The organism is Nocardia huaxiensis (assembly GCF_013744875.1).
GTDB lineage: Bacteria > Actinomycetota > Actinomycetes > Mycobacteriales > Mycobacteriaceae > Nocardia > Nocardia huaxiensis.
Genome location: NZ_CP059399.1, coordinates 5,482,307 through 5,495,412, shown reverse-complemented (window position 1 = coordinate 5,495,412; position 13,106 = coordinate 5,482,307). Strand labels below are relative to the sequence as shown.

The 13,106-nt window shown below is 69.7% G+C and carries 14 protein-coding genes; 7 read left to right on the top strand and 7 right to left on the bottom strand.

What is annotated here, in order from left to right:
- Nucleotides 1-47 precede the first annotated feature (47 nt).
- A complete protein-coding gene (locus H0264_RS24785; protein ID WP_181579760.1) occupies nt 48-689 on the bottom strand; it encodes a response regulator transcription factor in 642 nt (213 codons plus the stop codon).
- Nucleotides 690-968: 279 nt separating this feature from the next.
- On the opposite strand from H0264_RS24785, the gene H0264_RS24780 reads away from it, so the two are divergent.
- From H0264_RS24780 to H0264_RS24770, 3 genes are all read left to right on the top strand, one after another.
- Nucleotides 969-1,880: an ABC transporter ATP-binding protein gene (locus H0264_RS24780; protein ID WP_181579759.1), complete on the top strand. Its 912-nt coding sequence runs from the start codon at nt 969-971 to the stop codon at nt 1,878-1,880.
- Nucleotides 1,877-3,508, top strand: a complete 1,632-nt coding sequence (locus H0264_RS24775; protein ID WP_181579758.1) for an ABC transporter permease — start codon at nt 1,877-1,879, stop codon at nt 3,506-3,508. Before H0264_RS24780 ends, H0264_RS24775 begins: the two co-directional genes overlap by 4 nt.
- A gap of 147 nt (nt 3,509-3,655) precedes the next feature.
- Nucleotides 3,656-4,615 carry an acyl-ACP desaturase gene (locus H0264_RS24770; protein ID WP_181579757.1) on the top strand — a complete coding sequence of 320 codons (960 nt, stop codon included), beginning with the start codon at nt 3,656-3,658 and terminating at the stop codon, nt 4,613-4,615.
- A 28-nt stretch (nt 4,616-4,643) separates the two neighbouring features.
- Here H0264_RS24770 and H0264_RS24765 read toward each other — a convergent pair whose 3' ends face one another.
- Together H0264_RS24765 and H0264_RS24760 are read right to left on the bottom strand one after the other, a co-directional pair.
- A complete protein-coding gene (locus tag H0264_RS24765; protein ID WP_181579756.1) occupies nt 4,644-5,636 on the bottom strand; it encodes an Acg family FMN-binding oxidoreductase in 993 nt (330 codons plus the stop codon).
- Nucleotides 5,637-5,645: 9 nt separating this feature from the next.
- Nucleotides 5,646-5,918, bottom strand: coding sequence for a hypothetical protein (locus tag H0264_RS24760; protein WP_181579755.1), 273 nt, complete (start codon nt 5,916-5,918; stop codon nt 5,646-5,648).
- Nucleotides 5,919-6,177: 259 nt separating this feature from the next.
- Between H0264_RS24760 and H0264_RS24755 the strand changes: the two genes are divergently transcribed.
- A complete protein-coding gene (locus H0264_RS24755) occupies nt 6,178-7,101 on the top strand; it encodes a universal stress protein (protein ID WP_181579754.1) in 924 nt (307 codons plus the stop codon).
- Nucleotides 7,102-7,309: 208 nt separating this feature from the next.
- On the opposite strand, the gene H0264_RS24750 is transcribed toward H0264_RS24755, so the two are convergent.
- Both H0264_RS24750 and H0264_RS24745 read right to left on the bottom strand, forming a co-directional pair.
- A complete protein-coding gene (locus tag H0264_RS24750; protein WP_181579753.1) occupies nt 7,310-8,311 on the bottom strand; it encodes an Acg family FMN-binding oxidoreductase in 1,002 nt (333 codons plus the stop codon).
- Nucleotides 8,308-8,943 carry an SRPBCC family protein gene (locus H0264_RS24745; protein WP_181579752.1) on the bottom strand — a complete coding sequence of 212 codons (636 nt, stop codon included), beginning with the start codon at nt 8,941-8,943 and terminating at the stop codon, nt 8,308-8,310. The genes H0264_RS24750 and H0264_RS24745 overlap by 4 nt, the downstream gene beginning before the upstream one ends.
- Nucleotides 8,944-9,249: 306 nt before the next feature.
- Between H0264_RS24745 and H0264_RS24740 the strand changes: the two genes are divergently transcribed.
- The 3 genes from H0264_RS24740 (at nt 9,250) to H0264_RS24730 (ending at nt 11,155) form a co-directional block, all read left to right on the top strand.
- The gene (locus H0264_RS24740) at nt 9,250-9,888 is read left to right on the top strand and encodes a flavodoxin domain-containing protein (RefSeq protein WP_181579751.1); all 639 of its coding nucleotides are present in this window, start codon (nt 9,250-9,252) and stop codon (nt 9,886-9,888) included.
- Nucleotides 9,889-10,032: 144 nt separating this feature from the next.
- A complete protein-coding gene (locus tag H0264_RS24735) occupies nt 10,033-10,287 on the top strand; it encodes an SHOCT domain-containing protein (protein WP_181585811.1) in 255 nt (84 codons plus the stop codon).
- A gap of 124 nt (nt 10,288-10,411) precedes the next feature.
- A complete protein-coding gene (locus H0264_RS24730; RefSeq protein ID WP_244975940.1) occupies nt 10,412-11,155 on the top strand; it encodes a sigma 54 modulation/S30EA ribosomal C-terminal domain-containing protein in 744 nt (247 codons plus the stop codon).
- Here H0264_RS24730 and H0264_RS24725 read toward each other — a convergent pair.
- Nucleotides 11,119-12,045, bottom strand: a complete 927-nt coding sequence (locus H0264_RS24725) for an amidohydrolase family protein (protein ID WP_244975939.1) — start codon at nt 12,043-12,045, stop codon at nt 11,119-11,121. The two genes, H0264_RS24730 and H0264_RS24725, sit on opposite strands and share 37 nt — an antisense overlap.
- Nucleotides 12,042-13,070 carry a nucleoside hydrolase gene (locus tag H0264_RS24720; protein ID WP_181585808.1) on the bottom strand — a complete coding sequence of 343 codons (1,029 nt, stop codon included), beginning with the start codon at nt 13,068-13,070 and terminating at the stop codon, nt 12,042-12,044. Before H0264_RS24720 ends, H0264_RS24725 begins: the two co-directional genes overlap by 4 nt.
- Nucleotides 13,071-13,106 lie beyond the last annotated feature (36 nt).

The following is a 13,106-nucleotide window of genomic DNA, read 5'->3' as shown; positions in this document are numbered from 1 at the left end:
GCGGAGCGGGTAGTGGATCCGGTGCTCGCTCGACCGTGCCGGTCGGGTCAGCTCGCCCCGCCGGAGCGCAGCTTCGAGGCCAGGACCGCGGCCTGGGTGCGGCGTTCCATGCCGAGCTTGGCCAGCAGGCGGGAGACGTAGTTCTTGACGGTCTTCTCGGCCAGGAACATGCGCTCGGCGATCTGGCGGTTGGTCAGGCCGTCGCCGAGCAGGTCCAGGAGTTTGCGTTCCTGATCGGTGAGCCCGGCCAGCGGACCGTCGGGCTGGGTGCTCGCGCGCAGGCGTTCCATGAGCGCGGCGGCGGCGCGATTGTCCAGCAGCGACCGGCCCGAACCGACCTCCTTGATGGCCTTGGCCAGCTCCATCCCCTTGATGTCCTTGACGACATAGCCGCTGGCGCCGGCCAGGATGGCGTCGAGCATGGCCTGCTCGTCGGTGAAGGAGGTGAGGATGAGGCAGCGCAGGTTGTCCAGGCGCGACAGCAGTTCCCGGCACAGTTCGATGCCGTTGCCGTCGGGCAGCCGCACATCGAGCACCGCGACATCGGGGCGCAGGGCGGGAATGCGCGCGAGCGCCTGGGCGACGTCGGCGGCCTCGCCGACCACGGTGAGCCCGGGATCGCCCTCGAGCAGGTCGACCAGTCCACGACGCACGATCTCGTGGTCGTCGACAAGGAATACCTTGATCATGGCGCGTCCGATCTTTCAGGGGTGCTGTGAGGTCCAACATAGCGCGCTGATCAGTACGGGTGGCATGGTCCAAAGTCCCTATTTTCCAGCGAGTGTCGCCGGAGCGGCCCGCAGTGCGGGCTGATCGCCGATCGACCCGGGGTCCTTGGCCTCCCCGGCTGGGGACCATCTGTTCTCCCGCACGAATCCGCCTGCGCCGCATTCTGATCCCAGCGCGCGAAGGTCGGGCGCAGAATGGACGGTGTCACCCGACACCGCTGGTCCGGGAGGACTTCGAGCATGAGCGAACCAGCGATCGCGCTATCCGGATTGACGAAGACGTTCGGGCCGGTGCGCGCCCTCGACGGCCTGGATCTGACCGTGCGGGCCGGGGAGGTGCACGGTTTCCTGGGCCCGAACGGCTCGGGCAAGACCACCACCATCCGCGTCCTGCTGGGTCTGCTGCGCGCCGACACCGGGACCGCCCGCGTCCTCGGCCGCGACCCGTGGTCGGAGGCCGTGGGCCTGCACGCGCGCCTGGCCTATGTTCCCGGTGAGGTGACGCTGTGGCCCACCATCACCGGCGGCGAGGTGATCGACCTGATGGCCCGGCTGCGCGGCGACGTGGATCGCCGCCGCCGCGACGAGCTGCTGGAACGCTTCGATCTGGATCCGCGGCAGAAGGCCCGCGCCTACTCCAAGGGCAACCGGCAGAAAGTGGCGCTCATCGCCGCGCTGGCCTCGAACGCCGACCTGCTACTGCTGGACGAACCCACCGTCGGCCTGGATCCGTTGAAGGAAGCCGAATTCCGGGCCTGCGTGGGCGAGTTGCGCGCGGCCGGGAAGACCGTGCTGCTGTCCAGCCACATTCTGGCCGAGGTGGAGGCGGTCTGCGATCGGGTGAGCATCATCCGCGCCGGACGGACCGTGGAGACCGGCTCCCTGGCGGAACTGCGGCATCTCACCCGCACCGCCATCACCGTCGAAACCGTCCGCCCGGCAACGGGTCTCGCCGAAGTCGCCGGCGTGCACAATCTGGTGCGCACCGACGGCCGGGTCCAATTCGAAGTGGACACCGCCCATTTGGACACCGTCGTGCGACTGCTCGCCGACTTCGGGGTGCGCAGTCTGGTCAGTGCGCCGCCCACCCTCGAGGACATCTTCCTGCGCCACTACCGGGCCGCCGACGTCGCCGCGGGAGGCCGGGCATGAGCACCACCGCTGTCCGTCCTATCGTCGCGGACCGCGCCGCCGAGGGGGAGACCGTCACCGGCGCGGGCACACTGTTCCGGTTCGCGCTGCGGCGCGAACGCTTCACCCTGCCGTTCTGGCTGCTCGGTGCGGCGGCCCTGCTGGCCTTCCAGTCCGTGGGCAGCCAGAACTTCTACGACACCCCGCAGAAGCTCGCGCAGCTGCGCCAGACGATGTCCGCCAGCGCCGCCACCGTCGCCATGGGCGGGCCCACCAAACTGCTCGACACCATCGGCGGCGAGGTGCTCTTCGAGATCTTCGCCTACCTGGTGATCGTGGCCGGGCTGATGAATATGTTCCTGGTCGGACGGCACACCCGATCCGACGAGGAGACCGGCCGCGCCGAACTGATTCGCTCCGCCCGCGTCGGCCGGCGCGCGCCGACGGTCGCGGCACTGGGCGTGGCCGCCGTCGCCGATGTCGCCCTCGCGCTGACGCTGTTCGCCGCCGCCGTCGCGACCGGCCTGCCGGCCGCCGGATCGGTCCTGACCGGGGTCGCGGTGGCGGGCGCGGGATTCACCTTCGCGGCCGTGACCGCGGTCGCGGCGCAACTGTTCGAGAATCCGCGCAGTGTCTACGGGTCGGTCACCCTGACGCTGGCCGCCGCGTACGTGGTGCGCGCCATCGGGGATGTCGGGCCCGACGCCGTGGCATGGGCTTCGCCCTTCGGATGGGGGCAGCGCACCTACCCCTATGTGTCCGATCGGTGGTGGCCGCTGCTGCTGTTCGCGCTGGCCTCGGCCGTGCTGGTCGGCGTCGCCTGTGTGGTGCTGGATCGACGCGATTTCGGGGCGGGCCTGTTCGGGTACGGGACCGGCCGGGCGCGGGCCTCCTGGGCGCTGCGCGCACCGCTGGGGCTCGCGCTGCGGTTGCAGCGCGGCTCACTGTTCGCTTGGACGGCAGGCGTTTTCACGCTGGGCGGGGCCTACGGCGCGTTCGCCGACAGCATCGAGGACTATCTGCGCGACTATCCGGAGCTGTCCGCGTACTTCCCGGGCGGCGCGGAATCGGCGGTGAATTCCTATCTGGCGCTGACCTTGTCGATGATGGCGCTGCTGGCCGCCGCCTACGGCATCGTCAGCACCCTGCGAGCGCGCGGTGAGGAGACCGCCGGCCGCGCCGAGCTGATCCTGTCCGCACCGGTGAGCCGAAGTCGTTGGCTGGCAGGTCAGCTCGTCGTCGCCCTGGCCGGCAGCGCCGTGGTGCTGGCCGCCGGCGGTGTCGGCATCGGCCTGAGCTACGCGCTGACCGTCGCCGATCCGGGACAGATCGCACGGACCACCGGATCCGCCGTCGTATATCTGCCCGCGGTGTGGGTCGTCATCGCGGGCACCGCGCTCGCGTTCGGCTGGTTCCCGCGGGCGAGCCTGCCGGCGGCCTGGACCGTCTTCGCCTACTGCGTGGTCGGCGTCATGTTCGCGAACTCCTTCGACCTGCCCGGCTGGTTCGACGACGCCTCACCGTTCGCCCACACCCCGCGCGCGCCGTGGGAGCCGGTCACCGCCGCGCCGATCATTGCCCTGCTCCTCGTCGCCGCTCTGCTCGCGGGCGGCGCACTCACCGGATTCCGTCGCCGCGATCTGGGCTGAGGACGACAACGATCCGGGACGTTCGCCGATGCGCTTCAGGGACCTTCGGCCCTGGAAGCCGACCTGCCGCGCTGTTGACATGGGACCTCGTGCCGCATCCATGCGACACGAGGTCCTCACGGTTCGACAGGAAGGCGGTCAATTCCCTTGGCACGTGCGCTGACTCAACGCGAAATCCTCACCGAGCTGGAACCGGTGGCCGGTGCCGCGCTCGACCGGCATCTGGCCATGGTGAAGGAGTGGCATCCGCACGACTACGTCCCCTGGGACGAAGGCCGCAACTTCGCCCAACTCGGCGGGGTCGACTGGGATCCCGAGCAATCCCGGCTGGGTGAGGTGGCCAAGGCCGCACTCGTCACCAATCTGCTCACCGAGGACAATCTGCCGTCCTACCACCGCGAGATCGCCGAGAACTTCTCACTGGACGGCGCCTGGGGCACCTGGGTGGGGCGCTGGACCGCCGAGGAGAACCGGCACAGCGTGGTGCTGCGCGACTATCTGGTGGTCACCCGCGGCGTCGATCCGGTGGCCCTGGAGAACGCCCGCATGACCCACATGACCAATGGATTCGCGCCGCCGCTGGACGCGGTGACCGCGGCCGGGCAGGCCGGATTCCTGTACTCGGTGGCCTATGTCAGCTTCCAGGAACTGGCCACCCGCATCAGCCACCGCAATACCGCCCAGTTCTGCGAGGACCCCATTGCCGAGGACATCATGCAGCGACTGGCCCTGGACGAGAACCTGCACATGATCTTCTACCGCACCCTGTGCGGCGCGGCCCTGGACCTGGTGCCCGATCAGGCGATGGTGGCCATCGACGCGATTGTCGAGAACTTCCGCATGCCCGGCGCGGGAATGCCGGACTTCCGCCGCAATGGCGTGCTCATGGCCAAACACGGGGTCTACGATCTGCGCCAGCATCTCGAGGAGGTGCTGCTGCCGGTGATGCGGCAGTGGAACATTTTCGGGCGCAACGACTTCGGCCCGGCCGGGGAACAGGCGCGCGAACGGCTGGCCGCCTTCCTCGGCGATCTGGAGCACGTGCGGGTGCCGCGCTTCGAGGAACAGCGGGACCGCGCCCTGGCCCGGGAGCGAGCACGGCTGTAGCGCCGATGCCCGTGCGCCCGAACGCTTTCTAGTGCGTGCGCCCCGGCGTGGTCACCTCGAAGATCTCCGTGAGCGGCCGCCGGGGCGTGGGCGTGCGCTCCGCGCCGGTGGGGGCCTGTCCCACCCGGATCAGCACCTGCGGATGCCCGGAACCTCCGATGAGCTCACGGAGAACGAAGCGACTGCGCGGCAGTTCGGTCATGTGGGTCAGCGGGCAGGTCGCGTAACCGGCGACCGTGCACTCCAGCAGCACGGTCGACAGCGCCTCCCCGCAGCGCACCAGATCCGCGGGCGAGTCGGCGGCGGTCGACAGGACCAGCAGCGCGGCCCGGTCGTTTCCGAGTTCGGCCCGGCGCGGCGGCCCGGCGATCACGGGCAGATCGCGGCCCAACGCCACCCGCCCACGCTCCTCGGCGGACACCAGCGCCCCGGGCGGAATCCCCTCCGAGTCCAGTTCATGCCCTGCCCACCAACGCAATTCGGCCTGGTAGGAGGAATCGTGCCGGCGCAGGGCCGCGGTCATCCGCGACGCGCGCGCCAGCTCGGGGCGCGCCTGGGCGGGCAACACGGTCACGATGGCGTCGGCCGGATCGATCAAGGCGCGCAGCACGATCGCGAAATCCGTCCAGCCCTCGGGCGGCGCGAAGGGCAGTCGATCGGTGTGACGCCGCTCGATGGCGCTCACCTGATCCAGATCGGCGTCGGTCACGATGGGCGAGGGCACGAAGTCGATCGTGGCGACATGACGGCGGTGCGCCGGATCGGGGAAATAGGCCACCAGGGCGTGCCAGCCGGACGCGGCCAGCGCCGCGCGCAGATGACCCAGCGCGACCCCGCAGCTGAGCAGCAATTGCCGCCCGGAGTCGTCGGTGACCGGAAGCAGCCGCCCGGCAACCGAATACAGGCGCAGCACGGAGCCGTCGAACACCCAGTGCCAAGGCTGGCTGTTGTGCAGTGACGGCGCGCGACCGGCAAGTCGCACACACCGTTCGATGGTGTCGGAGGAAGGTACAGCGCTCATAGGGCAACGCTAGGTGTCGCGGGACCGGCCGAGCAGGAGTCGTTGGTCCTCGATTCGAGCGACCCAGGTCGGCGCCGACCGCCGGAACTCCCCGACACCCCAGCGCACCAAACCGGCGGCCACCCCGCCGTATTCGAGGAAGGCCAGATAGACGAGCACCGCGCCGTACCGGTCCGCCCACATCGGCAGCCAGGCCAGGGTGAGGGGCACCGCGATCACCATGGCCGTCCCGGCGAGCACGGCGAGTGTCGGAAGCGGATCGGTACGCAGACGGGTTCGCATGGCAGCCAGCTTCTTCCGGCGATCGCTCGGCGATCAGAGGCGATGTTCCCGATCGGACCGGGACCAAGGGCCGTGATCGGTCGAAACCGGACCCGTCCCGGCCGTGGAAACGCCAGGTCGAAGCCGGTGCGCAGGGCGGCCTTTCGGCCCTGCGGCTGAGGACGATCGACCGCAGTCCGCGCGCCGGCTTCCTCTCTACCGTAGGGGTTGGATGCCCGGGTCCGGGCACCGTGAACCCCCAGCACAGACGGAGGCGGTCATGACAGCCCACGCCTACGGCGATCCGCATCTACTGGCCTCGGCGGCCGTGGTCGTCGGGGTCGACGGATCCCCCGGATCGGAGACGGCCCTGCGCTGGGCCGCCGCGTACGCCGCCGGGCGCGGCCGCGGACTGCACATCGTGCACGGCATGGACCTGGTCGGAATCAATCGGGTGCTGGGCGTCTACGAGGTCGTGGTGCCGCGGCTGGTGGAGAGCGCCCGCGCACACGGCAAGGCGGTGGTGCTGCACGCCGAGCGCCTCGTCCGCGAACTGGAACCGGGCCTGCGCGTCACCGTGCACCTGTCCGCCGACGACGCCACCCGGCTGCTGATCGAGCGGAGCGCCACCGCGTACGCCGTCGTGCTCGGCGCGACCGGCGAGAACGGTACCGTCAGCCATCTGGGCTCCACCCTGCTCGCCGTCACCGCGCACGCCCGCTGTCCCGTCCTCGTGGTGCGCCCGGATCCGGACGCGGACAACACCGTTCGCGAGACGGGACCGGTGGTGGTGGGCGTGGACGGCAGTCCGGTCAGCGAGGCCGCGATCGGCGCGGCGTTCGTGGAGGCCGCCGAACGGCGCACCACCCTGGTGGCGGTTCACGTCTGGAGTGACTGGGTCTTCGGCAAGTTCGCCGGTGCGAAACCCCTGCCGGCGCTCGGCGATCTCGACAATGTCGAGGAGGCGATCCTCGCCGAACGCTTGGCCGGCTGGCGGGAGAAGTACCCGGAGGTCGAGGTGACCCGGCGGATCTACTTCTCCGATCCCGCCACCCACCTGCGCACCTGGTCGGCGCTGGCGCAGTTGGTCGTGGTCGGCAATCGCGGCCGCGGCGGCCTGATGGGCATGCTGCTCGGCTCCACCACGCACTCGCTGGTGCAGCACGCGCACTGCCCGGTCATGGTGGTGCATCCGGACCGCTGAAGCACCACGCGCGGCGCGGGCGACAACACACGCGGCCGATCCGGCAGCCGGATCGGCCGCGACTTGTGTGCGGGCAACGCGAATATGCGGCGCGTGCCGTAGTGCATTGCGTGCCGGTTTCGGTCATCCCCGCCGGTTGCCCGGAAACGACAGCGCCGCAGAGACCTTCCGGTCCTGCGGCGCGGGTCGCGTTGCTCGTGGCGGAGATTCAGTGGCGGGCCTCCTCGAAGATGTCGGTCAACGGGCGGCGCGGTGTCGGGGCATGCAGCTCCGCGTCGTCGGGGGCGGTGCCGATGCGGATGACGATCTGCGGAATGCCCGGCCGGGGGAGCAGCCCCGCCAACAGCGAACGGCCGGTCGGCAATTCGGTGATGTGCGTGAGTGCGCAGGTCGCCAGGCCCACGCTGGCGCATTCGAGCAATACCGCCGACAGCGCCTCGCCGGTGCGCAGCCATTCGGTGGGGGAGTTGGCCGGGGAGCTGAGCACCACCAGGGCTGCGCGATCCTCGGTTCCTTCCCGGCGCATGGCGTGCGGCGCCTTCGGGAAGGTGCGGGCGACATCGACCCGGACGGCTTCGGCGTCGGAGATCAACGCGTCGGCCGGCACCCCCTCCGGCATTCCGGAATGGCCCGTCCACCAGCCGATCTCGGCCTGATACATCATGTCGTGGCGGCGCAGCGCGCCGGCCTGCTCGGAGGCGGCGGCCAGGCGCGGTCGGACGCTGTCGTCGAGCGCGTCGAGCTCGAGGTAGTGCGGCGACACCAGCATGCGCAGCCGCGGCAGCACCGCCTCCCAGTTCTGTGGCGGGTTCAGCGGCAGCCGGTCGGTGCGCCGCTCGTCGATGACGGCGGCCCGCGCGACCAGCCCCGCGGGCGGATTCGGCCACGGACGGAAGCTGATCTCGGCCAGATGACCGGGTTCGAGCAGATTGGGCACCCGCACGGTATCGGTATGCCAGCCGTGCGCACCGAACGCGGTGCGCACGTGGTGCAACATTGCCCCGCAACTGATCACCAGCTGCCGGCCCAGCGGATCCGCCGCGGTGAGCAACCGGTCGGTATCGGTGTAGAGGTGCAGTTTCTCGCCGTCGAACACCCAGTGCCAGGGCTGGGTGTTGTGCACCGACGGCGCGCGGGAGGCCAGCCGCATCGCCGCCAGCATCGTCCGGTGATCGGGAACGGAAACGGGAGTGACGTTCATAGCGGTCATACCTCGAGTGTTCGCGCTGCGCCGCCGGGCGAATACGGGCTTTCCGACCGCGCCCCGGGGCCATTGGTCACCGCGAGTTCGCGCTTGCGCTCGGCGCGTTCCTTGATTCCCAGCAGCATCTTGCGCTCCATGACGAGACTGCCGGGCTCCATGATCGACGTGTAGACGAATCTGCTCGGCCCGGACAGGTGCGGCAGCGCGATCCGATTACGGCTCACCAATCGCGTCCCGCCCGCGACCGGATACAGGCCGAACGCCCACACCCACCGGTGATCCAGCGACGCGAACACCAGCGCGTGCGGTGCGTCCGCGATGGCCACCCGCAGCGCCGGCCCCGACGACCCCAGCGGCAGCGTCTGCCCGACCGACAGGTTCTGATACTGCGGCAGAATCGATTCCGCGCTGTGCATATCCAGACCGAGCAGATTCTCGATCCAGTCATAGGTGTACGCCCCGCCGCGTCCCGGCCCGATCTGCACCAGCCACGGCCACACGGCCGCGGGGTCGGCCGCGATCGTGACCGCCCGGGTGGCCAGCACATCCGGTGCGCTGAGCAACCCGTCCCCGGGCATGGCGCGCGCGGCCTCCTCCGCCGTCGCACCCCAGGTCAGGCACCTGGTGCGAGCCAGCATCCGATATCGGCCGCCAATCCCGCCAGCGCCGACGCGACGCCGACGATCCCCGCCGTGGCCTTGTTCATGAACATCCCTCTCTCGCCGGGCCCTTCGCCGAAGGGCCTTGTTCCGCAGGGTTCGTGAACGATCCTGGGATTCCGAGGCGGCGGACGGCAGGGCCGGACGTCACCGGTTCGGGGCCGGACGTCGGACGGCGGGTATGAGGACCATCGTCACGTCCGGCGCTAGCCACCGGCCCTGCCGCCGGGCGGTCCCGCCGTCCGACCATGGGTGCGTAAGAGATTCCGCGGCAAAGGAAATCCAATGAGAAATCGAACGCTGGTCGCCTACGCCAGTCGCTACGGTTCCACCCGGGAGATCGCCGAACAGGTGGCGGCGGTGTTGCGTGCGGCGGGCCTCGACACGGACTGCCGGCCCATGAACGACATTCGCACGGTCGACGAGTATCGTGCATTCGTGCTGGGCGCCCCGTTCTATTACGGGCGCTGGCCGCGCCCGGCACGCCGCTTCCTGAGCCGGTTCGGTCATGTGCTGGCGCATCGCGACGTGGCGGTGTTCGCCACCGGCCAGGTGGATCCGCAGCAGCCGGTCGAGGAGATCCGCGAGCAGCTCGACGCCATGCTGGCCCACTACGACTGGCTGCGTCCCTTCCTTCTCGGAATGTTCGGCGGCCGCTGGGATCCGGCGGGCCTGTCCTGGCCCATGCGCATGCTACGCAAGCTGCCCGCCTCGCCCCTGCGCGTGCTCCCGGCGACGGACCTGCGCAACTGGGAGGACATCAAGACCTGGGCGGACCGCGTCGCCGCCGACCTGAAAGCGCATGTGGCACAACCGAATCAGAGCGGCGCGGCAGCGGACCACGGGTCTCGTTCCGGCGCGCCCTGGTCGCTGATCCAGGCGTACGTCGAGGATCAGCAACGCGAGCCGCGCAAGTCGCGGTGAGAGCCGGCGGCACGAGGCCGTTGGTACTCGGCGGCGAGGTCGATCGCCCCTGCTGCCGAGGCCGACACCCGGCGCACAGTGACTGGTGAACCGCCGCGATCGGCGCGGCGGTCCCGGTACCACGACGAGAGAGGAAGTGTCGTGATGTGGTACGACCACGATATGAACGGCTGGGGTTACGCCGGCATGGGGCTGGGGATGCTGCTGTTCTGGGGTCTGCTGATCGCGGGGCTGATCGTGCTGATCCGCTTCGCCGTCGCCGACCGTGATCGCACGCCCCGGTCGGAACCGCCGCGCGCGGAAGACGTACTGGCGCAGCGCTTCGCGCGTGGCGAGATCGACGCGCAGGAGTACGCGGACCGGCTCGCCACCCTGCGCACCCACATCGCACCCCGCTGACCAGGACGAACGTGAATCGGTGGCCCGCGAGGACTTTCGACCCTGTTCGTGATCGCACCTCGGTGGTGCCATGGGTGCGGCCGGAATCCGGCTCGGAGGCGAGACGAACGGAGGTGGGCGTTCCGTGGGCACAGGCGAGGTGATGGTGGCGGAGCCGGAGATCGAGGTGAGCGTGAGCGGTGAGCTGCCGCCACTGGAATTGATACGGGCGCAGGGAGTCATCGGCCGCACCCTGCGTCGTCATCACATCGACGGGGGAGCGCGGGTGCGGCTCACCGGCGGCGCCCACCCGGGTGGACGGACCGTGGCCCAGGTGAACCTGGTCCTCGATGGTGAGCCGGTGCGCACCCAGATCGACGGGCCGGGCGGCTTCGCGCTCACCTTCGCCGCGGAACGGCTGGACCGGCAGCTGCATCGCCTACGGCACGGCGCACCGTCACGCTGGACTCCCGATCCCGGGCGCGCACCGCTGGCACAGGTCACCGGCGAAGGACTCGTTCTGCACCGCAAGCGGTGTGAACTGCAGGTGTGCGCACCCAGCGTCGCGGTGACGGTCATGGACCGGATGGATTACGACGCACACCTTTTCACCGATGCCGCGACCGGCGAGGACGCGCTCGTCTACTGGGCGGGCCCGCGTGGCGTACGTATGGCGCGCCAGCGCCGTGTCCATCCACCCCGCGAGCTCGCGCAGCTGCCGCTGACCATGAATCCGCACCCGACCCGCCGGCTCACCGAACACGAGGCCGCCGCGCGCCTGTGCGCGTACGGGCTGCCGTTCGTGTTCTACACCGATGCCGCCGCGGGCCGGGGCCGCCTGCTGTATCGCCGCTACGACGGTGAGCTGGGCCTGGTGTCCGCGATCTGAGCAGCCGTGTCGATGTCGAAGATGCGCGCCGCGTTGTCGTGGCACACCTGCCGCAGCCACCCGTCGCCGAGGTCGAGACGTTCCAGCGCGTAGAGGGCGTGGCTGTAGGAGTACGGGATATTCGGGAAGTCGCTGCCGAACAGGATGCGGTCGGAGAAGTAGCGCAGCCGGCCGCGTTCCGCGGCCGGGAACGGGTCCTGGGCTTCGAAGAAGTCCGTGAAGTTCATGGTGGTGTCGAACAGCACTCCATCGTAATCCTGTGCGAGATCGAGGAACTCGCTGTACTCGGGAGCGCCCATATGGGCGATGATCAACCGCAGCCGCGGAAAACGCCGCAGCAGTGCGGCAATCGGCTCCGGACCGGTGAATTCCCCTGCGGCGGGACCCGATCCGCAGTGAATCAGTACCGGCACCCCGGCCTCCTGCAGCATGCCCCATACCTCGGTGAGCAACGGGTCGCCGGGATGGAAGTGGCCGACCTGCACGTGCACCTTGAAGATCCGCGCCCCGGCCTCGAGCGCCGCCTCCACATACGAGGCCGCGTGCTGTTCGGGGTAGAAGGTGGCGGTGTGCAGACAGTCGGGCGTGCGCGCGGCGAAATCGGCGGTCCACTCGTTCAGCCACGCCGCCATATCCGGCTTGTGCGGGTACACCAGCGAGGTGAACGCGCGAACCCCGAAGCCCCGCAGGGTCTTCAGCCGCACCTGTTCGTCGTCGCGATAGGTGATGGGCCACGGCCGCGCGGTGAGCGGCCCCGCGGAATCGAAGTACTCCCACACCTTGCGCAGCACCTGCTCGGGCATGAAATGGGTATGAATATCGATGATCCCCGGCAGGCCGAGCCGCGCACGGAATCCGGCGCTGTAGTCACCGTCGTTTTCGCGGGTCACCGGGCCTCCTGCGGCGGGTAGAGCGTGCGGGCGAAATCGCCGACGCGCGCGATCATGCGATCGAAGAACAGTTCGGGGTCGGTGCCGATCACGATGTCGGCGTTGGGTTCCCGCTCCCACATGCCCGCCCAGTCGGCCACCGTGGTCGCCCGGGTGATGGTCCCCGCGAGCTCCACATCCACGGTCGCGGGCCGGGTCACCGCCAACTGCGGGTCCAGTGCCACGGCTGCGGCGAACGGATCGTGCATGTGCGCCAGGTACCCCTGGTCGTACAGGAGGTGGAAGTCGAAGTAGAACCGCACCGCATCGGTGAAATACCGGATGACGGGATTGCTTGCCGCCGAACGCCACTGCGGCCCGTCCTGCGGCCCCACGGTCTCGGCGGGCGTGCTCCCGGCCCGATCCGCCAGCGCCACCAGATGTTTGGGATGCATCTCGATGGTCTCGGTGATGTCGAGCGCGCACACGATCGGCCGTCGATCCGCCGGCGCCGCGGAGAAGGCGTCGAACACCTGCTTGGCGGCTTCGGGATCCACGTGCACGTTCCACTCGTTGGTGGGGGTGGTGTTCCCGGGATGGTTGAACGCCCCGCCCATGATCACCAGCCGGTGCAGCAGCCGGGGCAGTTCGGGCTCGAGCCGCAGGGCCAGCGCCAGATTGGTGAGCGGCCCGGTGCACAGCCCGACGATCTCGCCGGGATGCGCGCGCACCAGATCCACCCACATCTGCGCTGCCGACCGCTCCGACACCGTCCGCCGCGACTCGGGGAGTTCCGCATACCCCACACCCTGGGGCCCGTGGGTGTCCTCGGTGGTCCGCAGCGCAATCGCGAGAGGTTCCGCGGCGCCCAGGGCCACTTCGATCTCCGGGGCTCCACACACGTCCAGCCAGGCGAGGTTGTTGGCCGCCACCCGATCGGCGGCCACATTGCCCGCGGTGGCGGCGATTCCGATGATCTCGGCCTCGGGGGAGGCCAGCAGGTAGAGCAGAGCCAGCGAATCGTCGATGCCGGTGTCGACGTCCATGATGATCTTCCGCTTCACGATTCGAGACTAGTGGGT